This window comes from Collinsella sp. LCP21S3_A9, assembly GCF_052118785.1.
Taxonomy (GTDB): Bacteria; Actinomycetota; Coriobacteriia; order Coriobacteriales; family Coriobacteriaceae; genus Collinsella.
Genome location: NZ_JBQKGN010000004.1, coordinates 1 through 24,776, shown reverse-complemented (window position 1 = coordinate 24,776; position 24,776 = coordinate 1). Strand labels below are relative to the sequence as shown.

23 protein-coding genes are annotated in these 24,776 nt (G+C 57.7%); 19 read left to right on the top strand and 4 right to left on the bottom strand.

Going from position 1 to position 24,776, the window contains the following annotated elements:
* Positions 1-157 precede the first annotated feature (157 nt).
* The 15 genes from ACTQ05_RS02405 (at position 158) to hflX (ending at position 18,253) form a co-directional block, all read left to right on the top strand.
* Complete coding sequence (locus ACTQ05_RS02405; protein WP_441537854.1) at positions 158-1,828, top strand: ribonuclease J; 1,671 nt, start codon at positions 158-160, stop codon at positions 1,826-1,828.
* Position 1,829: 1 nt separating this feature from the next.
* Positions 1,830-4,610, top strand: a complete 2,781-nt coding sequence (locus tag ACTQ05_RS02400; protein ID WP_441537853.1) for a DNA translocase FtsK 4TM domain-containing protein — start codon at positions 1,830-1,832, stop codon at positions 4,608-4,610.
* Complete coding sequence (locus ACTQ05_RS02395) at positions 4,610-6,100, top strand: RodZ domain-containing protein (protein ID WP_441537852.1); 1,491 nt, start codon at positions 4,610-4,612, stop codon at positions 6,098-6,100. The genes ACTQ05_RS02400 and ACTQ05_RS02395 overlap by 1 nt, the downstream gene beginning before the upstream one ends.
* Positions 6,101-6,126: 26 nt before the next feature.
* Positions 6,127-6,624 carry a YajQ family cyclic di-GMP-binding protein gene (locus ACTQ05_RS02390; RefSeq protein WP_427794768.1) on the top strand — a complete coding sequence of 166 codons (498 nt, stop codon included), beginning with the start codon at positions 6,127-6,129 and terminating at the stop codon, positions 6,622-6,624.
* Between the two features lie 26 nt (positions 6,625-6,650).
* A complete protein-coding gene (rimO, locus tag ACTQ05_RS02385; protein WP_427794767.1) occupies positions 6,651-8,000 on the top strand; it encodes a 30S ribosomal protein S12 methylthiotransferase RimO in 1,350 nt (449 codons plus the stop codon).
* A 99-nt stretch (positions 8,001-8,099) separates the two neighbouring features.
* Positions 8,100-8,648 carry a CDP-diacylglycerol--glycerol-3-phosphate 3-phosphatidyltransferase gene (pgsA, locus tag ACTQ05_RS02380; RefSeq protein WP_441537897.1) on the top strand — a complete coding sequence of 183 codons (549 nt, stop codon included), beginning with the start codon at positions 8,100-8,102 and terminating at the stop codon, positions 8,646-8,648.
* Between the two features lie 27 nt (positions 8,649-8,675).
* Complete coding sequence (locus ACTQ05_RS02375) at positions 8,676-9,191, top strand: CinA family protein (protein WP_427717479.1); 516 nt, start codon at positions 8,676-8,678, stop codon at positions 9,189-9,191.
* 257 nt (positions 9,192-9,448) lie between these two features.
* Positions 9,449-10,597: a recombinase RecA gene (recA, locus tag ACTQ05_RS02370; protein ID WP_154516331.1), complete on the top strand. Its 1,149-nt coding sequence runs from the start codon at positions 9,449-9,451 to the stop codon at positions 10,595-10,597.
* Between the two features lie 11 nt (positions 10,598-10,608).
* The gene (locus tag ACTQ05_RS02365; protein ID WP_441537851.1) at positions 10,609-11,301 is read left to right on the top strand and encodes a regulatory protein RecX; all 693 of its coding nucleotides are present in this window, start codon (positions 10,609-10,611) and stop codon (positions 11,299-11,301) included.
* 257 nt (positions 11,302-11,558) lie between these two features.
* Complete coding sequence (rny, locus tag ACTQ05_RS02360) at positions 11,559-13,112, top strand: ribonuclease Y (RefSeq protein ID WP_427726813.1); 1,554 nt, start codon at positions 11,559-11,561, stop codon at positions 13,110-13,112.
* Between the two features lies 1 nt (position 13,113).
* On the top strand, positions 13,114-14,199 hold the full coding sequence (locus ACTQ05_RS02355) for an ATP-binding protein (protein ID WP_427795683.1): 1,086 nt from the start codon (positions 13,114-13,116) through the stop codon (positions 14,197-14,199).
* A gap of 74 nt (positions 14,200-14,273) precedes the next feature.
* Positions 14,274-14,591: a stage V sporulation protein S gene (locus ACTQ05_RS02350; RefSeq protein ID WP_118079896.1), complete on the top strand. Its 318-nt coding sequence runs from the start codon at positions 14,274-14,276 to the stop codon at positions 14,589-14,591.
* Positions 14,592-14,655: 64 nt separating this feature from the next.
* On the top strand, positions 14,656-16,026 hold the full coding sequence (gene miaB, locus ACTQ05_RS02345) for a tRNA (N6-isopentenyl adenosine(37)-C2)-methylthiotransferase MiaB (RefSeq protein ID WP_427717472.1): 1,371 nt from the start codon (positions 14,656-14,658) through the stop codon (positions 16,024-16,026).
* Complete coding sequence (miaA, locus tag ACTQ05_RS02340; RefSeq protein ID WP_441537850.1) at positions 16,026-16,964, top strand: tRNA (adenosine(37)-N6)-dimethylallyltransferase MiaA; 939 nt, start codon at positions 16,026-16,028, stop codon at positions 16,962-16,964. Before miaB ends, miaA begins: the two co-directional genes overlap by 1 nt.
* Positions 16,964-18,253, top strand: a complete 1,290-nt coding sequence (gene hflX / locus ACTQ05_RS02335) for a GTPase HflX (protein ID WP_441537849.1) — start codon at positions 16,964-16,966, stop codon at positions 18,251-18,253. The genes miaA and hflX overlap by 1 nt, the downstream gene beginning before the upstream one ends.
* On the opposite strand, the gene ACTQ05_RS02330 is transcribed toward hflX, so the two are convergent.
* Positions 18,238-18,942, bottom strand: coding sequence for a heparan-alpha-glucosaminide N-acetyltransferase (locus ACTQ05_RS02330; RefSeq protein ID WP_441537848.1), 705 nt, complete (start codon positions 18,940-18,942; stop codon positions 18,238-18,240). The genes hflX and ACTQ05_RS02330 overlap by 16 nt on opposite strands.
* The gene (gene lexA, locus ACTQ05_RS02325) at positions 18,942-19,586 is read right to left on the bottom strand and encodes a transcriptional repressor LexA (RefSeq protein WP_427717464.1); all 645 of its coding nucleotides are present in this window, start codon (positions 19,584-19,586) and stop codon (positions 18,942-18,944) included. The genes ACTQ05_RS02330 and lexA overlap by 1 nt, the downstream gene beginning before the upstream one ends.
* A 163-nt stretch (positions 19,587-19,749) precedes the next feature.
* Between lexA and ACTQ05_RS02320 the strand changes: the two genes are divergently transcribed.
* From ACTQ05_RS02320 to dut, 3 genes are read left to right on the top strand one after another with little or no spacing between them, the layout of a single operon-like run.
* Positions 19,750-20,199 carry a LysM peptidoglycan-binding domain-containing protein gene (locus ACTQ05_RS02320; RefSeq protein ID WP_427717462.1) on the top strand — a complete coding sequence of 150 codons (450 nt, stop codon included), beginning with the start codon at positions 19,750-19,752 and terminating at the stop codon, positions 20,197-20,199.
* A 51-nt stretch (positions 20,200-20,250) separates the two neighbouring features.
* Positions 20,251-20,694 carry a transcriptional regulator NrdR gene (gene nrdR, locus ACTQ05_RS02315; RefSeq protein ID WP_154516361.1) on the top strand — a complete coding sequence of 148 codons (444 nt, stop codon included), beginning with the start codon at positions 20,251-20,253 and terminating at the stop codon, positions 20,692-20,694.
* 4 nt (positions 20,695-20,698) lie between these two features.
* Positions 20,699-21,142 (top strand): dUTP diphosphatase, encoded by a 444-nt coding sequence (gene dut / locus ACTQ05_RS02310; protein WP_441537847.1) that lies wholly within the window; start codon positions 20,699-20,701, stop codon positions 21,140-21,142.
* 515 nt (positions 21,143-21,657) lie between these two features.
* On the opposite strand, the gene ACTQ05_RS02305 is transcribed toward dut, so the two are convergent.
* Complete coding sequence (locus ACTQ05_RS02305; RefSeq protein ID WP_441537846.1) at positions 21,658-22,890, bottom strand: MGDG synthase family glycosyltransferase; 1,233 nt, start codon at positions 22,888-22,890, stop codon at positions 21,658-21,660.
* A gap of 186 nt (positions 22,891-23,076) precedes the next feature.
* Between ACTQ05_RS02305 and ACTQ05_RS02300 the strand changes: the two genes are divergently transcribed.
* Positions 23,077-24,015 carry an NAD(P)/FAD-dependent oxidoreductase gene (locus ACTQ05_RS02300; RefSeq protein ID WP_441537845.1) on the top strand — a complete coding sequence of 313 codons (939 nt, stop codon included), beginning with the start codon at positions 23,077-23,079 and terminating at the stop codon, positions 24,013-24,015.
* 565 nt (positions 24,016-24,580) lie between these two features.
* Here the strand turns inward: ACTQ05_RS02300 and ACTQ05_RS02295 are convergent.
* The coding region (locus tag ACTQ05_RS02295) for an ATP-binding protein (RefSeq protein WP_441537844.1) at positions 24,581-24,776 on the bottom strand (196 nt) is incomplete at its 5' end.

Genomic DNA, 24,776 nt, shown 5'->3' with positions numbered 1-24,776 from the left:
ATGCATGGGTGGTCTGTTGGTGGGCAAATGGGTATCATAATGCGGTTACTGCATTGACTCCGTGATGCATGTTTGTACGTTCCCGGCGGTCGGTTTGCCAGAAGCGCCCCGTCGGTTGTTCCAGACCCGTTTCGAAGAAAGGAAACCGCACGAACCTATGGCAGCTAAAAAATCATCTCCCTTGAAGATCATTCCGCTCGGAGGCCTTGACGGCATCGGCAAGAATATGACGGTCTTCGAGTGCGGCGACGACATGGTGCTCGTCGACGCCGGCCTTATGTTCCCCGACGATTCCCAGCCCGGTATTGACCTGGTGCTTCCCGACTACACCTATGTTCTGGAGAACGAGGAGAAGCTCCGCGGCATCATCGTCACCCACGGCCACGAGGACCATACCGGATCGCTTCCGTACCTGCTGCAGGACCTCAACAACAAGGTGCCCATCTTCTCGAGCAAGCTGACGCTTGGTTTCATCGAGGGCAAGCTTTCCGAGTTCCGCATCCGCGCGCCCAAGTTCCGCGAGGTCAAGGGCGGTAGCCATGTCAATCTTGGTGGCATTTCGCTCGACTTCTTCTCTATGACGCACTCAATTCCGGGCGCTTTGGGCGTATTCATTCGCACCAACCAGGGCACCGTTATGCACACGGGCGACTTTAAGCTCGACCAGACGCCCATCGATGGCGTCACGCCCGATTATGCTTCCATCAGTCGCTTTGCCAAGCAGGGCATCGACCTGTTGCTTTCCGACTCCACCAACGCCACGGTTCCGGGCTTTACCAAGTCCGAGGCCGAAGTCGGCCCCAACTTGCTGCACGCCATCAAGAATGCCCCGGGCCGCGTGTTCGTCGCGTCGTTCTCGAGCCATATCCATCGCCTGCAGCAGATCTGCGACGCCGCCCGCAAGTGCGGCCGCAAGGTCGTCGTGACCGGACGTTCCATGCTCACCAACACCCGCGTGGCGCGCGAGCTGGGCTACCTCAACATCGACGATGCCGATATCATCGATGCCTTCGATATCGATAACCTGCCTGACGACAAGATCGTCGTCATGTGCACCGGCTCTCAGGGCGAGCCGCTGTCGGCGCTGTCCCGCATGGCCAACGGCGAGCACAAGACGCTTTCCATCCACGAGGGCGATACCGTCATCCTCTCGGCGACCCCTGTTCCCGGCAACGAGAAGGCCGTCCAGCAGGTCGTCAACAGCCTGGCCAAGCTTGGCTGCGACGTGTGGGACAAGAACCGTGCCCTCGTCCATGTCTCGGGTCACGGCAGCCAGGAGGAACTCAAGCTTCTGATGGCCATGGCCAAGCCCACCTATTTTATGCCGGTTCACGGCGAGGCCGTGCACCTGCGTGCCCATGCCCAGCTTGCCCGCAAGATGGGCATTAAGGATGATCACATCTTTATCCTCGATAACGGTGACACGCTCGAGATGCGTGGTGGTATTGTCAAGCGCGGCACGCCCGTCGAGTCCGGCGTCGTCTACGTCGACGGCCTGCGCATCGGCGATACCGACCCCATCGTCCTACGCGATCGTCAGAAGCTTGCCAATGACGGTATGGTCACGGCTGTCGCCATCGTCTCGCTCAAGCATAAGAAGATCGAGGCCATCGAGTTCTCGGGCCGTGGCGTTTCATTTGCCATCGACGATCAGTTCTCCGAGGATGCCTCCGCATCCATCATGAAGACGATTGAGAAGGGCAAGTTTAGCTTTACGAGCAGCGGCTCTGATGCCATTCGCAAGGCCGTGCGCGATTCGCTCTCCAACTTCATTTGGAGCCGTACGCGCACCCGTCCGATGATCATCCCGGTCGTCATGGAGGTTTAGTTTGGCGCGCGGATCTGCACAAAACGCCAAAGGCAATAAAGCCAACAACCAACCGGCATCTGCTAAGGGTGCCGGTTCCCATCTTCGTGCCAATAAGGGCCACGAGGCCGAGTTCGACGATGTTGAGCCCCTGGTCGAGCCTTCGGCCAACCGCGATATCGCCGGCGTGGTTATTGCCGTTTTGGCGATTGCGTCTTTCATTGCCGTGATTTCTCCGGCAACGGCACCCGTGACGGCAGTGGTTGCCGGTTTCTACCATCTTGGCTTTGGCCTGGGCGCCTACGTGCTGCCAATCGTCATTTTGCTGTTTGCCGCCACGCTCTTTTTGGGTGAGGACTCGCCGCTCAACATTCGCTCGGTCGCGGGTGGCGCCGTTGTCTTTATCTCCGTCGTCTCCATTCTTTCGTTGATGGTGCCGGGCACGAGCGATTCGTGCGACCTCATGTTTGTGCCGCAAAACCTATCCGCCTCGGGCGGCTATATCGGTGCGTTTATAGCGAGTGCGCTGCAGAATGCCCTGGGTAAACCTATCGCGATGGTGGTCCTGTTGGGTTTGGCCGTCGTTGGCTTTGTCATCATCGGCTTTTCGGTGGGTGGCGTTTTGCGCTCTGCGCGCGATCGCGCTGCCGATTTTGCCGAGCGCCGTCGTGCCGATGTCAATGCGAGCCCGTGGGGCGACGAAGAGGCCCTGTCGGTTCCCGGCGTCGCCCGTCCGCACCTGAGCATTCTTCGTCAGAAGGGCTCCGATATGGCCGTGACCACGGTCATGGGCAATGATGCGGACCCGGTTTTGGACGATGATGACGAGGACGATGATCCGTTTGTCGACGTGTCCGAGGCTGTGGAGGCCGAGCGCGCCAAGACCACGCTGCTGCCGCGTCGCCATGCCAAGCATGGCAAGTCCGCACCCAAGCTCAACACGAGTGAGCCCGACCCGTCTTGGTCCGATAGCGAAATCGAACTCACCGAGGGCGATGACGAGGATGACGAGTGTCCGCTCGATACCGCCAAGACAACTTTGCTGCCGCGTCGCCAAGACAGGCGAGGACAGGTCACCGGACAGCTTTCGATGGAAGACGACCCGGACAAGGTCGACGAGTCCGAGCCGCCGTTTGCCGTGAACCCCGTGTCTGCTGCCCCGCAGATCCCCGATTTCCTGAAGCACCCCAAGGTTGCCGACGCCTCCACCCCAACGGCTTCCGCTGCTCCTGTTGCAGCCGGCGATGGGGGAGCTGACGGCACTGCTGCCGATGTCGAGGGCGAGCAAGAGGATGGCCTCAAACTCCCGCCGCTCGAAATCCTGCACGCCAATCCGCAGTCGGCGTCCGCCGCGTCTTCTGACAAGGAGTTGGAGCAGACTGCCGAGTCGCTGCAGTCCACGTTGCTGGAGTTTGGCCGTAGCGCTCGCGTCGTCGGCTGGATTGCCGGTCCCACGGTGACGACCTTTAAGCTGCAGCCCGGCGAGGGCGAGCGCGTGAGCAAGATTTCGAGCCTCGAGGACGATATCGCGCTTTCGCTTGCCGCCCAGTCGGTGCGTATCTTTGCGCCGATTCCCGGCACCTCGCTTGTGGGTATCGAGATTCCCAATCGCAAGCGCCAGAACGTTAACCTGGGCGACGTGCTTCCCTATGTGAAGGGCGGTCCGCTCGAGCTGGCCATCGGCCGCGATGCCGAGGGCACGCCCGTCGTCGCCGACCTCGCCAAGATGCCCCACCTGCTTATTGCCGGTACCACCGGTTCCGGTAAGTCGGTCATGATCAACTCCATCATCACGACCCTGCTCATGCGCGCGCTTCCCGAGGACGTTCGCTTGATCATGGTCGATCCCAAGCGCGTTGAGCTTGCCGGCTATAACGGCCTGCCCCATCTCTATGTGCCCGTGGTGACCGAACCCAAGCAGGCTGCGAGTGCCTTGCAATGGGCTGTTTCCGAGATGGAGCGTCGCCTGAAGGTCTTCGAGCGCCTCAACGTTCGCAAGATCTCGACGTATAACGAAAAGCAGGCCGCCGGCGAGTTCGAACACTACGATAACCCGCCGCAAAAGATGCCCTATCTGGTCATTATCATCGACGAGCTATCGGACCTGATGATGGTTGCCGGCAAGGATGTCGAGGCCTCGATCGTTCGTATCGCCCAGCTGGGCCGTGCCGCCGGTATTCACCTTATCGTGGCTACGCAGCGCCCCAGCTCCAACGTGGTGACGGGCCTCATTAAGGCCAACATTACCAATCGTATCGCCTTTAACGTGGCCACGGGCATCGATTCCCGCGTTATTATCGACCAGATGGGCGCCGAAAAGCTCACCGGTTTGGGCGACATGCTGTTCTCCAAGGTCGACTGGGGTAAGCCCCGCCGTATCCAGGGCTGTTTTGTCTCGGATGATGAGATCAACGAGATCGTCGAGTTCGTTAAGTCGCAAAGCGAGCCCGACTACCACGAGGAGATTCTGTCTGCCGTGGCGCCTGCTTCCATGTCCATGGCTGGTGGCGGCATTGTTCGCACGGGCGTTGCCGAGCCGCAGGATGACGACCCGCTTATCTGGGAGGCCGCTCATATTGTGGTGGAATCGCAGCTGGGCTCCACATCTGGCCTGCAACGCCGCCTCAAGGTTGGCTATGCGCGCGCCGGGCGTATTATGGACATGCTGGAAGAAAAGGGCGTCGTCGGCCCGCCCGACGGTTCCAAGCCGCGCGAGGTCCTGCTGGATGACGAAGGGCTTGCCGCGCTGGAGTCTGTCGACGCCGAGATGGTACGTGAAGATCGTGAGTTTGGAGGATTCTGATGGCTGCACGCTTTGGTGACATGCTGCTCGAGCAGCGTCGCCGGATGGGCCTTTCCATCCAGCAGGTCGCCAACACCATCAAAATCAGGCCGCAGATCATCGAGTTTTTCGAGACTGGTAACTTTGCATCGATGCCCCCGCGTGGCTATGCGCAGGGCATGATTTCGAGCTACGCTCGCTTTTTGGGGCTTAACCCGCGCGAGGTCGTCAACGCTTATTTTGACGACCTCATGGCATATGAACGCGATACCTCGCAGCAGGGCGGTCGTTTTCAGGATGCTGCCGGCTACGTTAACTCGCGTTCTTCGGTCGATAACGGTCGTTTTTTGATGGTTCAGGGTGGTCGTACGACACGGTACGGCCAGCGCCCTCCGCAAGCGGGCTATATCACCGAGACGGGCTCCAGCGAGGAAATTCGTTCTCAGCGAGATCGTTTTCGCAGTACGCCCCTGCCAGATGACCGTGCGCTTCCCGCCGCTCGTGGGTTGAGTCGCGATCCTCGCGCCGGTTATGGCGACGGTGGATACTCCGGTCGTAGCTATCGCGGAGTACCCGCCGGGCGTTCCCGCGATGGCTATTCCGACGCCGATACCACGCAGGTGACGCCGCGCCTCCGTTCGCAATCCCAGCCCTATGGGCAGCGCTCTTCGGCGCCTCGCTCTGGCCAGCGCGGCTATCAGGGCCGTGGCGAGCTTGCGCCGCGTCCGGGCCGGCGGGGTTCGCAGCGCCAGAGTAGCTATCGTGGTCGTCCCGATAGCGGTCGCGGCCGCATACCGCAGGGTAATGGTCGTGGTAGCTCCAATCGCGGACGCGGCGTTGGGCGCGCCTCTCAATACAACACGATCGATCCGCGCATTATTTACGTCGGCATCGGTGCCGTGGTGCTACTGTTGATTTTGCTCATCGTGGTACTCCTGCGTGGTTGCGGCTCTGCTGCACCCGAGTCGACGTCCGGGACACCCGTGGCTACCAAGACGACGACTAAGAAATCTTCCAAGAAGACCGAATCCACTGACGAGGACGAAGACGCCGACGAGGCGACGGATGCGGCCAGTTCCGATGCCGCCAAGGCGACGGTCAAAACGGAAGAGGACGAGGTCACCAAGGTCAAGGTCTCTGTTGCCAAGGGCAAGACCGCCTGGATCGAGGTCAAGGTCGACGGTAAATCGGTCTATGGCGCTCAAGCGACCGGTCCTTTTGAGCAGGAGTACACGCCCGAGTCCTCGATTGAGATCACCACGTCCAAGCCCTCCGATGTCACGGTCACCAAGAATGGTGAAAAGGTTCGCTATGACACCAAGACATCGGGTGTGGCGCGCGTGACCATTACCGTTCCTAAGAAGGAGACCGCTGACTCCGCGAACGGCGATAATGCCGGCGGTACCGATAATGCCGACGGCACCGATGCCCAGTCTACCGTCGGCACCGACACGGCATCCGACGGCCAGACAGTGAACGATTCAGATGACTATTCGTACGACAGCTACTAAGGCTCCCCGTACCGAAAGGAAGAACCATGGCTAAAGATTCCAGCTTCGACGTTGTGTCCGAGGTTAACATGCAGGAGGTCGATAACGCCTTCCAGCAGACCGCCCGCGAGATTTCCCAGCGCTATGACCTTAAAGACTCCGGCGCCACCATCGAGCTTTCGAAGGGCGACAAGCTCTTTACGATTAACGCTCCGGCCGATTTTGTCTCCAAGCAGATCATCGATGTTTTGAGCTCCAAGCTCATCAAGCGCGGTATCGACCTCAAGGCTGTCTCTTGGGACGCCCCGCAGGCGGCTTCGGGCGGTACCGTGCGCGTGCTCGGTCATATCGTCGAGGGCATCGACCAGACGACCGCAAAGAAGATCAATAAAGACATCAAGGATCAAAAGCTTAAGGTCAAGGTGACCATCGAGGCCGATAAGCTGCGCGTTTCCTCGGCTTCTAAGGACGCTTTACAGACGGTGATTCAGTTCCTGCGCGACCAGGACTACGGCCAGCCGCTGCAGTTTACCAACTACCGCTAATTTACTCGAAAGGACCGCTCTCCAACATGGATACTCCGTTGGGTTCCGTACTCTATATCACGCTTGGCTGCGCCAAGAACGAGGTCGATACCGACCGCATGCGTTCGCTGCTGGCCGCTGCGGGCTACGAGGAGGCATTCGATCCTCAGGATGCCGATATCGCCATTGTCAATACGTGCTCGTTTCTTACCTCGGCGACGTCTGAGAGCATCGAGACCACGCTCGAGCTCGCTAACGAGGTGCAGGACGGCGTTCGCTCCTGCCCCATTGTCATGTGCGGTTGCGTGCCGTCTCGTTACGGCGACGACCTGCCCGACGAGCTGCCCGAGGTCGCGGCATTTGTGAAGGCCGATGAGGAAGACGGTATCGTCTCTGTCATCGATGGCGTTCTTGGTGTGGAGCGTGAAATCGCTGCCTATATCCCGCAGGTCAAGCGTACCGTCGAGGGTGCTGTTGCCTACGTCAAGATCTCCGATGGCTGCAATCGTTTTTGCAGCTTCTGCATGATTCCCTACATTCGCGGTCGCTATCATTCACGCAATGCCGAAAGCATTATCTCCGAGGTGCGCGACCTGGTTGCCGGCGGTGTGCGCGAGATCGTGCTGATCGGCCAGGACACGGGCATTTGGGGCACCGACTTTGCCGATGAGGACACCGCTGAGGCCTCACCGCGCAATCTGGCGCAGCTGCTGCGCGCCGTCGCCGAGGCTGTACGCCCGCACAACGTCTGGGTTCGTGTGCTCTATCTGCAGCCCGAGGGCATGACCGACGAGCTTATCGAGACGATCCGCGATACGCCCGAGGTGTTGCCCTATATCGATATCCCCGTGCAGCACTGCGACGCGCGCATCCTCAAGGCCATGCGTCGCTCCGGTTCGCGTCAGGAGCTCGAGGAACTGTTCCGCGATCTCCGTGATCGTATTCCCGGCATCGTGATTCGTTCCACGGCCATGGTCGGCTTTCCGACCGAGACCGACGACGAGTTTCGTGATCTTATCGACTTTATGGACACCGTCGGCTTTGACTATACGAGCGTCTTTGCCTACTCACGGGAAGAGGGCAGCCTGGCCGCCAATATGGAGGGCCAGGTCGATGAGGAGGTCAAGCTCGAGCGCGCCCAGGAGGCCATGGATCTGGCCGAGTCGCTGGGTTTTGCCGCCACGGCAGCCCATGTGGGCGAGCGCGCCCAGGTAATCGTCGACGGTATCGAGGAGACCGAGGACGGCGCCGAGCTGATCGGTCATGCCTGGTTCCAGGCGCCCGATTCCGATGGCGCGGTGCATCTGGACGCCAGCGAGGCGTCCGTGGGCGATATTTTGACCGTCGAGTTTACCGATAGCTTCTGCTATGAGCTTATCGGCCATGTTGTGGAGTAGGAGAGCGTCGTGGCAAACGAGAGCAATAAGGAACTGACGAGCGTTTGGACGCCCGCCAACATCGTGACGTGCGTTCGCATCGTCTTTATTCCGGTGTTCATGATCGTCTCGGCCCTGTCTCACGCGAGCGTTGCCGGTACGGACTGGAGCACCTTTGACGGCCCGCTCGCCGCCGCTGCCTTCATTCTGTATGTGATCCTGTCGTGCACCGATAAGGTCGACGGCTATCTGGCGCGCTCACGCAACGAGATCACCGATTTCGGCAAGTTCTTGGACCCCATCGCCGACAAGTTGCTGGTGTTCTCGGCCTTGCTGCTGTTCTTGGATTTTGGTGCGGTGACCGTGTGGTCCGTGTTCATTATCCTGTTCCGCGAGCTGTTGGTGAGCGCACTTCGCATGGTCGCGAGTGCTGCCGGTGTGGTCGTTGCCGCCGATAAGCTCGGCAAGTACAAGACGGCGACCACGATGGTCTCCATCTGTGGCTATCTGTGCGTCTTTGCGATGGCCGGTCTTCAGCTGGGGCCGACGTCGTTGCTGCTCGGTGTCTATTCGGTGTCGCGCTTCCTGTACGTCATCGCTGTCATTTTGACCATTATCTCGGGTGCCCAGTACTTCTGGAACTGCCGTAAGATCGTCTTTTCGGTCTAGGTCCTGGTGGGTATGACGGAGTCGTATTTGCAGATCGCCGCAAACAACGAGGAGCTGGCGCGCGATATTGTCGAGCGCGCGAGTGCCCGTGGCGTGACGGTGTCGACGGCGGAGTCGCTGACGGCGGGCATGATCGCCTCGACGATTGCCGATATCCCGGGTGCCTCGGCGGTGCTTCGTGGCGGTGCGGTGACCTACTGCGATGAGATCAAACATCGCGTGCTCGGCGTCGAGCAGGAAACGCTCGATCGGTTTAGCGCCGTGTCGCATCAGACGGCGCGTGAGATGGCCGCGGGCTCGCTGGACCTCTATCAGAGCGATGTCGCCGTGAGCGCAACGGGCTACGCTGGGCCCGGCGGCGGTACCGAGCAAGACCCCGCCGGCACGTTCTATATCGGCTGGGCGTATCGTGCGGCCGATGGGGGAGCGACGGTCGTTGAGTCTGCGCGCTGTCACTACGAGGGTGATCGGTCGTGCGTCCGCGCCTATGCGGTCGCTGAGGCTTTGGAACGCATTGTCCGCGTGCTCAATTCCATGGAATAGACGTGTTTTAAGGGGCCTTAGGGCCCCTTAATTGTGGAGATAGGGACCTTTGGCAAGGAATGCGCTTGCGCTGGCACATGTCTTTAATTTGTACGAGCACTCGTATTTGCGATTGGCATGGTCAAGCGTTTGGTCGGTGATTGGTCGGCGTTTGGTCGGGTTTTGGAATGGACGGGTGCATATGATGAACCTGAACGGTTGACCACGAACAGCCGTTCGTTTATCATCGATTCAGGTTGTTAAGAGGAGGGCTATTCATGGCCAAGAATTCAGGTCCCGTACGTACCGTTCATACGCGCACGACGGGTAAAGAGCGCGACGAGATGATCGCCACTACCAAGGCCGAGATCGAGAAGAAGTTCGGCCAGGGTTCTATTATGAGGTATGGCGACGGCGGTCCCGAGCTCGAGGTCGAGGCTATTCCGACGGGCTCTCTGGCGCTCGACGCCGCCTTGGGTATCGGCGGCGTGCCGCGCGGCCGTATCGTTGAGATTTATGGCCCCGAGTCCTCCGGTAAGACAACGCTTTCGCTCGAGATTCTTGCAGAGGCGCAGGCCATGGGCGGTGTCGTGGCTTTTATCGACGCTGAGCATGCGCTTGATCCCACCTACGCCGCGCGCATCGGCGTCGATATCGACGAGGTGCTGATTTCCCAGCCCGATACGGGCGAACAGGCGCTCGAGATCGTTGACATGCTTGTGCGTTCCGGTGCCATCGACGCCATCGTCGTCGACTCTGTTGCCGCTTTGACTCCGCGTGCCGAAATCGAGGGCGAGATCGGTGACACGACGGTGGGTCTGCAGGCTCGCTTGATGAGTCAGGCGCTCCGCAAGCTCGCCGGCTCGCTTGCCAAGTCCAACACAACCTGCATCTTCATTAACCAATTGCGCGAGAAGATCGGCGTCATGTTCGGCAACCCCGAGACCACCACAGGCGGCCGCGCACTCAAGTTCTTCTCTTCCGTGCGTATCGATATTCGTAAAATCGATACCATCAAGCTCAAGGACGAGGTTATCGGCAATCGCGTACGTGCCAAGGTCGTTAAGAACAAGGTGGCTGCTCCGTTCCGCTCGGCCGAATTTGACATCATGTATGGCACCGGCATTTCTAAAGAGGGCTCGATTCTGGATATGGCTGTCGAGTGCGGCATATGCAAAAAGATGGGGTCTTGGTTTGCCTATGGTGAGGACAAACTCGGCAACGGTCGCGAGGCCGCTAAGACGTTTCTGCGCGAGCATCCCGATTGCGCCGACGAGATCGAGCACAAGGTTCGCCTTGCCTGCGGTCTTGAGTATGACGATGATGCCCCCTCCGAGGTTGAGTTGACCGATCAGCCCGCCCCCGAGGAGTTTGACGAGCTGTATGCCATCGATGGCTCCGCGATGCTCGACGATGACGACGAGTAACGGATGGCGACATGTCGTATACGGTGACCGAGGCTAGGGTCGTTTTTCCGGATAAGAAGACGGCCTCCTCGTTCTCGAGCGGTTATGCGTCTAAAAAGCCCTGTGCACATATCGATTGCGATCTGGAGGGCGGTTTTGAACGGTCCATTTGGATTCCCGTGCGTGTGGCACGTGTGTACGTTCAGAATCGTCCCGGTCTTCCCTGCGACTGGGATGACTTTCGCGAGGCGGTGCAGCTTATCGAATGCAAATGTGCGCTCACCATGGTGACCGAGATGCTTTCGCGTCGTGATCATGCTACGGGCGAGGTGCGCGATAAGTTGGCGCGCTATGGCTTTCGTCAGCCCGCGATCGACTTTGCCGTCAATCGTGCCATCGAGTATCGTTTTTTAGATGAGAACCGCTTTTGCTCGTACTTTATCGAGGAGCGTAAGCGTCGTGGTTGGGGACAGCGCAAAATCGAGACTGAACTCAAGCGTCGCCATGTTGCACTTGATGAGATTCCAGGGTATCCCGAGGCTTATTTTGCCGAGGATGACGACTTGGCTCGCGCATCGGCTTTGCTCGCTAAGCGTCGCGTTCCCGAGGCACGTGCATTCGAAAAGCTCGTCAGATTTTTGATGGGCAAGGGCTTTTCCTATCACATTTCCGCGGATGCCGTTAAGGCGCGCCTCGATGCCTTAAGCGAGAAATGCGACGTTTAAGCATGCGCACGTTACGCTCCTGCCGTTCACCGCTCGATAGGCGCCGTGCTGGGTGCGTTAATTTGACAGTTGTTGCGGTTCAACGTAGGATAATTACTGTCATTTGCATTGTGATATGTGCTCATCTGCGATGAGTTTGTTTATATGTTTATCTGTATCCGACCCGCATAAGCTGCGCCCATATTACTCAAATGTCGCGAGCCGTTCGTATGGACGGTTCGCTTTGTTGTGTAACGAATCCATAAAAAGGAGTGAGCATGCCACTTATCATTGCAGCGCTCGTTGGCATTGTTTTGGGTGCCATCGTCGCCATTGCCTACATGCGCACCGCCAAGCAGGGTAGTCTTCACGAGGCCGAAGAAAAGATTCAGTCGGCACACGCGCAGGCAGAGTCCCTGATCGGTGATGCTAAGCGTCAGGCCGAGACCCTCAAAAAAGAGGCTCTGCTCGAGGCTAAGGAAGAGATCATCAAGAACAAACAGGCCGCCGAGGCCGAGGACAAGCAGCGTAAGAGCGAGATTCGCGCGCTCGAAAATCGCGTGATGCAGCGCGAGGAATCGCTCGACCGACGCAACGATGCGCTCGATAAGCGCGAGCATCAGCTGTCCAGCCAGGCCGGTCAGGTCGAGAAGCGCTCTCGCGAACTTGAGGAGCTTTGCGCCAAGCAGACCTCCGAGCTCGAGCGTATTGCCGACCTTACGCGCGAGGATGCTCACAAGGAGCTGCTCGACAAGGTCCGCGGCGAGGTTACCCATGAGGCGGCCACCATCATCCGTGAGTCCGAGCAACAGGTCCGCGCCGAGTGCCACAAGACCGCTCAGGAGATTCTCTCCCTGGCGATCCAGCGCTGTGCCGCCGACCATACCGCCGAGGTCACCGTCACGTCCGTTCATATTCCCTCCGATGACCTTAAGGGCCGCATCATCGGTCGCGAGGGTCGTAACATCCGTACTTTCGAGCAGGTTTCCGGCGTCAACCTTGTGATCGACGACACCCCCGAGACTGTCGTGCTTTCGAGCTTTGATCCGGTCCGTCGTGAGACCGCCCGCGTGGCGCTCGAGAACCTCATTGCCGACGGTCGTATTCACCCTGCCCGCATCGAGGAGATGTACCACAAGGCCGCTGACTTGGTTCAGCAGCGTGTGCTCGAAGCCGGCGAGCAGGCCGCCTTCGATACCGGAATCCACGACCTGCATCCCGAGATCGTCAAAACCCTGGGCGCTCTGCGCTACCGCACCTCGTTTGGTCAGAACGTGCTACAGCACTCGCTTGAGGTCTCCGACCTGTGCGGCATCATGGCCTCCGAGCTTGGTCTGGATGTTGTGACCGCCAAGCGCGCGGGTCTTCTGCATGACCTGGGCAAGGCCATCGACCACGACGTTGAGGGTCCGCATGCTGTGATTGGCGCCGAGCTTGCCCGCCGTTATGGCGAGAAGCCCGTTATCGTCCACGCAATCGAGGCCCATCATGCCGATGTCGACCCCAACACGGTGCTCGACGTTCTGGTCCAGGCTGCCGATGCTGTTTCCGCTTCTCGTCCCGGCGCCCGTCGCGAGTCGGCCGAGAGCTACATCAAGCGCCTTGAGAAGCTCGAGGAGATTGCCAACTCTCATGACGGCGTCGAGCGTACCTATGCTATGCAGGCCGGTCGCGAGGTCCATGTCATGGTTCAGCCGGACAAGATTTCCGATGCCCAGTCCACGGTGCTTGCGCACGATATCGCCCATCAGATCGAGGAAGAGATGGAGTATCCCGGTCAGGTGCGCGTTGTCGTGATTCGCGAGAGCCGTGCCGTCGATATCGCTAAATAACATGAACGACGCGAACGAGCTCATCTCATTTATCGCGTCGATGTCGGGGGAGGGCAACCTTCGCGTCGAGGAAAACCTTGGCGAGGGGTATGTCCGCCTCCGCGTTTCGGAGGCCGAGCGCCGTCAGGCCAAGCATGACATTCAGCATGTAGAGGACATTGTCATCGAGATGCTGCGTAATGCTCGCGATGCCGGAGCCGATAAGGTCTATCTAGCCACGACCAAGGAGGAGGGTGTTCGTACCCTCCTCTTCCTGGATAACGGTTCGGGTGTGCCGCAGGATATGCAGGAGCGTATCTTCGATGCCCGTGTCACCTCCAAGCTCGAGAGCATGAAGATGGACCGTTGGGGTGTTCACGGTCGTGGTATGGCGCTGTTCTCTATCAAGCAGAACACCGATGAGGCACGCGTTGTTACATCGGGCGTCGATTTGGGCTCAGCGTTTAAGGTGTGCGTTGACACCGATCGCTTGGCTGAGCGCGCCGACCAGTCGAGCTGGCCTCAGGCGGTTAAAGACGAAGACGGCCGCTATGTATGCGCTCGTGGTCCTCACAACATCATTCGCGCAGCCTGCGAGTTTGCCCTTGAGGAGCTGCGCGACTGCGACGTGTATCTGGGCTCTCCGTCCGAGATCGCGGCGACCCTGTACGCCCAGGCTTCCAGTCGTCTCGATACGTCACGCCTGCTCTTTATCGATGACGAGTGTGAGCTTCCGGTTATCGATCGTTTAGGTCTCGCTTCGGATGCCGAGGATTTTATCCGGATTTGCTCCGGGCTGGGTCTCGAGATGTCCGAGCGTACTGCCCACCGTATTCTGTCAGGACAGATTAAGCCCGTTCGCGGTGTGTGTGCGCGCCTGCTGCGCGAGCGCGATTCCACCTCGCAATTGCCGGCTCCAGTCGATCTTGCCAAGGACCGTCGAGGCCTTCGCATTGCCAAGGATGACATGGCACAGTTTTCGCGTGCTGTTGAGCGCGACTTCAATGACCTCGCCGCCCGGTATTACCTCAATCTGTGCGGCGACCCTAAGATTCGCGTTTCACGTGATCGCATCACCGTGACGTTCGATCTTGCCAAAGAGGAGTAGCATCTTTACCGAGTCCGCTCGGTACGATACAGTTATTGCAGTTAAAACGTACTTTTAAACGCAGGAGTTTCTTCATGGATTGCCTGAAGGTATCAAGCAAATCATCGCCCGCGTCCGTTGCCGGCGCCATTGCCGGTATGGTCAAAGATGGCGTTCCCGTCAACATTCAGTGCGTCGGTGCCGGCGCCGTCAACCAGGCCATAAAGGCCGTTGCCATTGCGCGAGGTTTTTTGATTCCGACTGGCTTTGATGTCTCTTGTGCGCCGGTGTTCTCTGACATCCTCATTAACGGGGAGTCTCGCACGGCAATCCGTCTCTCTATCTACGTTCACCAGATTAATCGGGCTGCTATGGACAATGTCGTCATGGACGATGTGAAGCCTGTTGCGTAAGCGAGTTTTCGCACGTTTGTAGCACCTTTGTGCCCCGTCGATATCATCGTTAGGATGTAAACTCATGGACCAGCGCTTCGTACGCGATATTCTTGCCGGTAAAACCTATTTTATCCGCACATTCGGCTGCCAGATGAATCAGCACGACTCAGAGCGCGTGAGCGGTTTGCTCGATTCCTATGGCTGTCTTATGGCGCTCGATCCGGAGCATGCCGATATTGTCGTATTCATGACGTGCTGTGTGCGCGAGGCTGCCGATACGCGCCTGTACGGTCAGTGCAATTCCTGCAAGAGTCTTCCTCCTTCTCCTTCGGGCAAGCGTGTGGTCGCCGTGGGTGGCTGCATCGCTCAGCGCGATGGCGAGGGCCTGCTCACCAACGTCGATAACGTCAACGTTATTTTTGGTACGCATTCGATTGCGCACGTGGCGGAGCTTATCGCCGAGGCGTTTATGGATGGCAAGCGCCATATCCGCACGAATGAGCATGAAGATACGGACGCCATGAGTATGCCGTGGCATCGCGAGACGCAGTATCATGCATGGGTGCCCATCATGACGGGCTGCAACAACTTCTGCACGTACTGCATCGTGCCGTACGTCCGTGGTCGCGAGAAGAGCCGTCCCTTCGAGGAGATTGTCGACGAGGTGACGGGTCTGGTGCGTCAGGGTGTGCGCGAGATTACGCTGCTGGGACAAAACGTAAACTCCTACGGTCGCGATCTCTTTGGCAAGCCGCGCTTTGCCGACCTGCTGCGCGCCGTGGGTGATACGGGCGTCGAGCGTATCTTCTTTACTTCTTCGCACCCCAAGGATTTGCTTCCCGAGACCATCGATGCTATGGCCGAGACACCTGCCGTCATGCCGCAGCTTCACCTAGCCGTTCAGTCGGGTTCCACGCGCATCCTTAAAGAGATGAATCGTCGGTACACGCGCGAGGATTATCTGGGCCTGGTCGATCGCATTCGTAACCGTATGCCCGAAATTGCGCTTTCGACCGACATCATCGTGGGCTTCCCGGGCGAGACCGAGGAAGACTTTGAGCAGACGCTCTCGCTTGCCGAGACGGTGCGCTATGCCCAGGCCTACACGTTTATTTACTCCAAGCGCGCCGGTACCCCGGCAGCTGAGATCTATGATCCCACCCCGCATGAGGTTATCCTTGAGCGCTTTAACCGTCTGGTCAAGGTTATCGAGACGACGGCATACGAGTATAACCAGGGCGAGCTTCACACCGTGGTGCCTGCGCTTATTGAGGGCACGAGCAAGAAAAACGACGCAGTCCTTCTTGGTAAAAGTCCTAAGAACCAGACAGTGCATGCGCCGATTCCCGCTGGCTATAGCATCGATCAGCTTATCGGCAAAATCGTCGATGTCGATGTGGATGTCGCCAAGACGTGGTATCTGTCTGGCTCCGTTGTGGGTGAGCCTCGCTAATGGTTTCCTCCGGCACAAACCTTTCTGCCGTAGCGATCGTCGGTCCGACGGCGGTCGGCAAGAGTGATGTTGCCGACCGCCTGGCCTCTCGTCTGTCGTCTGAAGTGTTATCGTGTGACGCGATGCAAATCTATCGCGGTATGGATATCGGTACGGCCAAGATGATGCCCGAGGAGTGCTCGGTGCCCCTGCGGCTTGTCGATATCGTGGACCCGGGCGTCGCGTATTCTGCTGCGCTCTATCAGTCTGATGCCCGGGCGCATATCGAGCGTTTGCTTGGTGAGCAACGGCTTCCGGTCTTTTGCGGCGGCACGGGCTTGTATCTTAAGGCTGCACTCGATGAAATGGATTTTCCTTCGGGAGAGCTCGAGGACGAACGCCGCGCGGGTTATCAGGAGCTTGCCGAGCGTATTGGCGAGAAAGCTATGCATGCCCTGCTTGCCGAGCGTGATCCGGAATCGGCTGCCGTGATTCATCCCCATAACGTGCGCCGCGTGATCCGTGCGCTCGAGATGCACGATGACGGTGTGTCGTATGCCCAGCAGAAGTCTAAATTCAGCGTTCCGCATGAGCGTTATCATGCCTTGTGGTTTGGTCTGACGCGTAGCCGTGAAGTGCTGTATGAGCGCATTAACCTGCGTGTCGACCTTATGTTTGAGCAGGGGCTGGTTGATGAGGTCCGTGGCCTTATGGACCAGGGCCTGGGTGATGCACTCACGTCGATGCAGGCAATCGGTTACAAAGAGATTATTGATGCCTTGCGAGGCGCTATTACCATGGACGAGGCCCGCGAGCTTATCAAGATGCGCTCACGTCGCTATGCCAAGCGCCAACTTTCCTGGTTTAAGCGTGACGATCGCATCGTGTGGTTCGATATGGATGAGTTTACGATCGATGAGGTCGTCGATGATATCTACCGTCGTATTGAGGCTGCCTAATGGCACGTTTTCCCTTGGTTCCCACGGCGCCTGAACCTGAGCGTGCCGTCTTGGTTGGTGTTGAGTGGCGCGATAACGCCTGGCCGCTCGACCGTTCGCTCGACGAGCTCGAGCGCTTGGCTCACACTGCTGGAGCCCAATGCGTGGCACGCTTGTCTCAGCGTCTGGTCAAACCTTATCCCAAATCGTTTATCGGCTCCGGTAAGGTCGAGGAGCTATGCGGTTTGGTGCATCGTATGGATGCGGATGTTGTAATCTTCGACGACGACTTGACTCCTTCACAGCAGTCCTATCTTGAGAAAGCCGTGGGCGAACCGGTCAAGATTATTGACCGTACGGCGTTGATTTTGGATATCTTTGGCCTGCATGCTCAGACGCGTGAGGGTCGCTTACAGGTGCAGCTGGCTCAGTTACAGTATCTGCTGCCCCGTCTGCGAGGTATGTGGAGCCACCTTGCTAAGGAACAGACGCGTGGCGGCATTGGATCGCGTTTTGGCCAGGGCGAAAGCCAGCTCGAGGTCGACCGTCGCCTGATTCGCGATAAGATCGCTGCGCTTCGCCGCGAATTGAAACAGGTTGAACAACGTCGTGATGTGCAATCGAAAAGCCGTATTGAATCGCCGGCGTTTCGCGTAGCGTTGGCTGGCTACACCAATGCCGGTAAGTCGACGTTGCTTAATCGATTGACGGGATCCACGGTACTTTCGCAGGATAAGCTGTTTGCCACGCTCGATCCTACGACGCGTTCGTATCGTTTACCCGGTGGCCGTGGCATGACGATCACTGATACCGTTGGCTTTATTCAAAAGCTGCCCCATGGCCTGGTCGACGCGTTTAAATCTACGCTTTCCGAGGTGCTCGGCGCCGATTTGGTTCTTAAAGTTGTGGATGCTTCCGATGAGGATTACGAGCGTCAGCTTGAGGCGGTTGATCGTGTCCTTGACGAGATTGGTGCCGGTGAGCGCCTGACGCTTACCGTGTTCAATAAAATCGATCTGCTCGATAGCGTCGACCGCTTGAGCTTTCGCCGGCGCTATCCCGAGGCGGTATTGTTCTCGGCTCAGACGGGTGAGGGCCTTGATGACTTAGTCGACCGCATCGCTCGTGAGGCGGCCGCTACGAACGTGTTGCTCTCGGCCGATATCCCGTATCGAGAGGGTGCGTTAATCACGCTCGTGCACGAACAGGGAACCCTTCTGCACGAGGAATACCTCGAGGACGGCGTTCGTATTGTGGCAAAGCTTCCGGCCCGTATCGCACCGCGTCTCGAGCGTTATCGAACAGAGTAAATCAGCTCCAGTACACCCAAGATAACCGGTTGATGAAGCAGGTAGAACGGCAGTGCATGGCGCCCGAGACTTGCGAGCGCCGGGATGGGATTCGCATAGGCCCATCCCGGCGCCTCATAGTTTGCTTCCTGAGCCGTGTGGGCGGCAAAGAAGCCTGCAAGGTACATAAATAAGAATGGTATGACTGGATAGTAATCACCAGAGACAAAGTCTGGACTTGGGAAACCCAGCCAAGCTAAATAGGGGATAGGATAAACCGTTTTAGGAATGCTCCAGGTAAGGGCAAAAAGTGTGAGGCAAATTGCTATACCCCATACCGACGGCACTTTAACGATCACTGGACGCGCAAGCGCGACAATGGCGGTGCAGGCCGCCATGCAGAACATGATGCCGAAGTTCACCGAGTCATCGACTGAGACGAGCGTCGTCGCGACCCATACGACAAAAGCGGCAGCGGCATATTTGACGGCACGCTTGATGTTGTTGCGCGAGAGGGTGCACATCCAGCCGGCAATAAACAAAAATACCCAACTGATGCTGGCACGCCAGATGTCTTGGAAGATGGTCTGAGTAAACCAGGGCATATCCCAACCATAAAGATAGGCAAGATCGTAGCAAGCATGAAATCCTGCCATCGACAGCATGGTAAATCCGCGAATGGTATCAAAGACCGTGATGCGGTTTTGCATTACGAGAACCGGCGCATCAATCCAACAACCTTGCCCAGGATCGTCGGATTTGTCGCATAGATGGGCTCCATGGTGTCATTTTCGGGCTGCAAGCGAACTCGTCCCTGCTCCTTGTAGAACGTTTTGACCGTTGCGGAGCCATCGATCATGGCCACAACGATCTCGCCATTCATGGCGCTCTTCTGTTCGCGAACGATGATATAGTCGCCGTTAAGGATACCGACGTTAATCATCGAATTGCCGTGGACCTCGAGGATAAAAGACCCCTGGTCCGTTGCGATCTCGGTCGGGATGGTAAAGGTGTCCTCGATATTCTGCTCGGCAAGGATGGGGATCCCTGCGGCGACACGGCCCACGAGGGGTAGCGATACGGTTCCGCGGGGTGCCGTGGGCTCATCGGACTTTGAGATGGAGACGGAGGCTCCGTCCTCGTCAAAGAGCTCTAGGGCACGAGGCTTGGTGGCGTCACGTTTGAGCAGGCCGCGTGCTTCCAGTGCGGAGAGATGTGCATGTACGGTGCTAGGGGAGGAAAGACCCACAGCCGAAGCCATCTCACGCACGCTGGGCGGATAGCCCTTTTCCTGCTGATACTCCTTGATGAAGTCGTAAATCTGCTGCTGTCGCTTGGTAATTTTGCGAGCCATCAGGGATTCCTCTCTACCTAACCCAAACAAATGTTCTATGTTTGCTTGACAGGAACAACTGTTCGAAGATAATAATAACCGAACACTCGTTCCCGCGCTAGACTTTTTTGTCCTCGCGGCTTGATAAAACAGTTCTCGTCAAAAAACGCGAGAGGAGAACATGATGAATGCAACGGATATGGTCCAGGGAAACCTCGCCCTTAAGCTCGAGACGCCTGCGGCGCCGGCTTTCACGGTTGTCAAAGGCGGCCGATCTGGTTTTCAAACACTGCCTGGCAAGCCCGTCCGCAGCCAGTGCGTCGCCACGACTTCGGCCCCCGTTGCTCTGAAGGCCTCGACGATTGTCGCCCTGGCCGTTGCGCTCACGCTCTTCTTTGTACTTGCTACCTCGATCTTCAGCGCTCGTCACGCCGCATATGCCGAGTCGGCATCTAACGTTACCTATGAGACCGTCCGTGTTCAGTCTGGCGATTCCCTGTGGTCGCTTGCTCAGGAGCATTCCGTTGACGGTCTTTCTACGCAGGAGACTTCTGACATAATTCGTAGTGTCAATCATCTGGAGCATGGGTCACTCGATGCGGGTGACGTTCTTAAAGTTCCTGCGCGTTCGTAAGATTTAAACTCCGGCACATGGTACCCTTGTTATCGTTTTGGAGGAGGTACCATGCGCTGTCCCAGATGCGGCAATGCACATACCCGTGTTGTCGATTCCCGTATGCAGGAATCTAATAACACCATTAAACGCCGTCGTGAATGTTGTTCGTGCAACTATCGCTTCACAACATTCGAGCGATGCGAAGACCCCATCGAGGTCATCAAATCTGATGGGTCAAAGCAGCGGTTCGATCGCAATAAGCTGCTGGTCGGCTTAATGCGCGCTACGATTAAGCGCGACATCGACACGAAAAAGCTCAATGAGCTCATCGATGACATCGAGGTGGAGCTGCGTTCCCGTACGCTGACGGCCGTTACGTCCCACGACCTGGGCGACATGGTGCTTAAGCGCTTGGCCAAGATCGACAAGGTGGCCTACATTCGCTTTGCCTCGGTCTATCGCGATTTCAAAGACATCGATGAGTTTTTGCAAGAGCTCGACAAGCTAAGGTGATTTTATGTCCAACATTACGGTCAACATTAAGCGTCTCGACCCTACGATCGAGCTTCCCAAATACGCCCATCCCTCAGATGCCGGTTTGGACCTCCGTGCCAATGAGGACTGTACCCTTAAGCCCTTCGAGCGACGCTTGGTCTCTACTGGCCTTGCGATCGCGCTGCCCGATGGATACGCTGGCTTCGTTCAGCCTCGCAGTGGCCTGGCTATTAAGCAGGGTCTGTCTATAGTCAACACGCCCGGTCTTATAGACGCCCACTATCGAGGTGAGCTTAAAGTCATCCTTATCAACCTGGATCCATCCAATGAAATCCAGATCAACAAGGGTGACCGAATCGCTCAACTCGTCATCCAAGAAGTTCCCACGGTCAATCTCGTGGAGGTAGACGAACTAGACGAAACCGACCGAGGAGCCGGCGGTTTCGGTTCTAGCGGCGTATTGTAATGTCCGCTCACCCGTGGGTGGCCCCTATATATCATCCCATGCTCAAACATTCTCGCGGGGGCGCTCGTATCCCTCCCGCCCGCCTCTCACACATATCATTCCATGCTCAAACATTCTCGCATCGCAGGGGCGCATGGATTCCGCTTTCGCCTGAGCCCCATACATATCATCCCGTGCTCAAACATTCTCGCTTCGCTGCGAAACTGCGCGCGGGACGATATGTATGGGGCTCAGGCGAAAGGGCTACATGCTTGAGATATAACAATCTTTCTAGTAAGCCGGCGCGTCAAAGGGACGCCACCTTTGTCGTGTCGGCTTACTGTATTTATATTTTCCGGTTTCGCCTTTGCAGATTCTAATGGTGGGGAATCTGGTATAGCTGCTAATACGTAAACGCAGCTTGCCTGCGGGAGGCCCCTATATATCGTCCCGCGCGCAGTTTCGCAGCGAAGCGAGAATGTTTGAGCACGGGATGATATATAGGGGCCTCCCGCGGGTAAGCGGACATTAAGACCTTAGCGGATATGCGCAGGTTTTCCGCCCCAGTAGAAGCGGCAGAAGGCTCGTTTGCGCTTTTGGGGCTTGCCTACAAGTTCCATGGTTGCGATGGCGATGTCCTCGGCCGCGTGTGGACGACGTAGCACTTCGCCATTGATGAGCAGTGCCTTGAGCGACTCGGGATGATCGTGGAGATGGCGCAGCGTCACAATGAGCTCGCGTGCGGTGGTGACATGCATGCTGGCGCCCAAGTCGGTGAGCATGGTGGTGTTGGCCTTTTCCTGGCCATAGGACTTGCCCAGCAGAATCATCGGCAGGTGTGCACACAGGCATTCGGTAACAGTGAGTCCACCCGATTTGAGAATTGCCAGATCACAGCCGTGCATGAGCGCTGCCATGTCATCGACATAGTCAAGAACCGTGACGTTTTCGAGTTTCATGGCTTCGAAGAGCGTTTTCAGGCGCGTGGCGTATTCCGTGTCCTTGCCCGGCAAAAAGACAAAGTGCATATCCTCGAAGCTACGGAGGAAGGGGAGGGTGTGGTCCATCGCCGCGCGAAAACGAACGTACGGTTGAGGCAAACTGGCGCCGGCCATTACCAGCACAATGGTCTTGTCGATAGGGAGATTGAACTTCTCGAGTTCTTCCTCACGATTGTAATCCGTGTCAAATCCAGCGCGAATAGGGATGCCCGTAATGCGTATCTTTGCCTCGGGAACCTTGCGTGGGCGGAGCGTCTCGGCCATAAACTCGTTTGCCACGCAGAATAAGTCAGTGTCCTTATGGGGCCACCAGCCCTCGACCTCGTAATCGGTCGGCACGCAAATGACGGGATAGTCGATGCCCGTAATGACGCGCGCACCAACCGCAACGTTGGCTGCCGTGATATGTGTGGCGACCACGGCAATAGGCCTACGAGTGCGAACGTATTCGTTAAATGCGGGAAACATAATGCGCGACCATGCCGTGCCGCCGCCCCAAAGCAGGTGTCCGGTAAGGGTATATCGCCAGGTCAAGTCATAAATTGGGCGTGTGGCGCCGGTAAACGATGCGGCCGTTTTGTTGCCGTCGAATTTTATGCGTCCAAAATCGAGGATATCCAAGACCTCAATCTCGACATCCTGCGGTATGCCCTTGGTGCCGCGTATAAGCTCGAATGCTTGCGCGATAGCGTTTGCTGCCGCTTTGTGTCCCGAACCAACCGATGCGTGGACAATGGTCACTAAGGGCTTTTGTCCGGGTGGCGGCATCAATTGCTCCGATTGGGGGGCGCTTTGCGTGGGCAGGGGAGCGTCATTGCCCATCTGCGTTTGATCCATCGATAACTCCCCTTCATCGTTGTTTCGCAAAGAATCATTGTAGTGCATGACTGTCATGTTCTCCTAAATTTGGGTATGAGCGCAAAGAACGCCAATGTTTCGATGAGAGGACACTCCATGACTACCAATCAGCCGATCGATGTTGCGATTATCGGCGGCGGCCCAGCGGGCTATGCTGCAGCCATTTATGCTGCGCGATCCAATCTAACGACGACCGTGATTGAGCAAGGCATGTCGGGAGGACAGATCGCCACAACCAATGAGGTCGAAAACTATCCGGGCATTCCGCTCTTGAGCGGTGCCGAGCTCGGCGAGCGTTTTCAGCAACATGCAGAGGGCCTGGGAGCACAGGTTGCATGGAGCATGGTGACGGGTATCGATTACGATGCGGATGCGGCGCTGTTTACGGTGCATCACGATACGGGCGACACGGTGGCCTCAAGCGTTATTGCCTGCATGGGTGCCACGCCGCGCTCTGCTGGTTTTGTTGGCGAGGATACGTATCGCGGTCGCGGCGTTTCGTATTGTGCGACGTGCGACGGCATGTTCTTTCGTGGCAAACAGGTCTTTGTCATTGGCGGCGGTAATGCTGCCTGCGAGGAAGCCCTGTTCTTATCAGAAATTGCCAGCAGCGTGACCATCGTCTTGCGCCGCGATCAGTTCCGTGCTCCCGATGGCGTGGTTCAAAAGGTGCTCGCTAAAGATAATATTTCTGTTAGGTACCAAACTAGTATTGTGGAGCTATCGGGCGAGGCCATGCCTACAACTATCACGTTTAAGGACAACGCCACCGGTGATACCTATTCCGAGTCCTTCGATCCAGGTTCGTTTGGCATCTTTGTCTTTGCCGGAACACAGCCCCATACCGAGCTTGTACAGCATCTGGTGGATCTGGCGCCTGACGGCGGTATCGTTACCGACGACTCTATGGCCACTCGCACGCCGGGCTTGTTTGCTGCCGGCGATATCCGTTCCAAGCGTTTACGCCAGGTTGTGACCGCCGTTTCGGACGGAGCCATAGCGGCAACCAGCGCATACGCCTTCTTACGAGGATAAGTACGATAATATATCTTATGTAAGGTTGCTATCTCTATACAAAGTGGTTGGACGGTGCGTCAATGTGCTGTCCAACCAGGTTGATTTCCGATCTCAGCCGAACACATTGAGCTGATGGCTCGCTCCCGCAGTTAACCGAACGCCCCCGCGGCCCCTCTCGGGCCCCGGGGGCGCCATTTTCCCAGTTGAAGGAATGGTGGAGATGTGTTTCGATGGGTCCGGTGGCCATGCTCCGCCCGCCGCCCGGCACCTCTTCCCAGACTCAGCCGGACGGTCGGTCCGTCTATTCCGTTTTTCTCCTAGGCTAGGCCAGCGGGGCATCGCCCCTCTCTGCGCGCGCCCTCTCGATGAGCCCCGGCGTCAGGTCGAGGTCGCCGAGCGGCACGTCCCCCACGCCGTAGGCGTCCAGCAGCGCCGCCGCGTCCTCCCCGAGCATCGCCCTGAAGGCGCGCGCGGGCGTCGCGTGTTAGCGTCAATCTATTTTTCACCAGTTTCGCTAAACAGGCGCGCCGTTCGCGCAAAGGCGGTTTCACCGGTTGCGCTAACGTATTTTCACCGATTCCGGTCACGGCTTGACGGGGCCGTCCCTCGGCAGGTCCTTCAGCCTGTAGGACCTGCCGGTTATCTTGACCAGGTGGCAGTGGTGGCACACCCTGTCCGCGATCGCGCTCGCCGCCACGTCGTCCCCGAACACCCTGCCCCAGCCGCTGATCCCCACGTTGGTGGTGATGATCGTCGAGCGCTGCTCGTAGCGCGTCGAT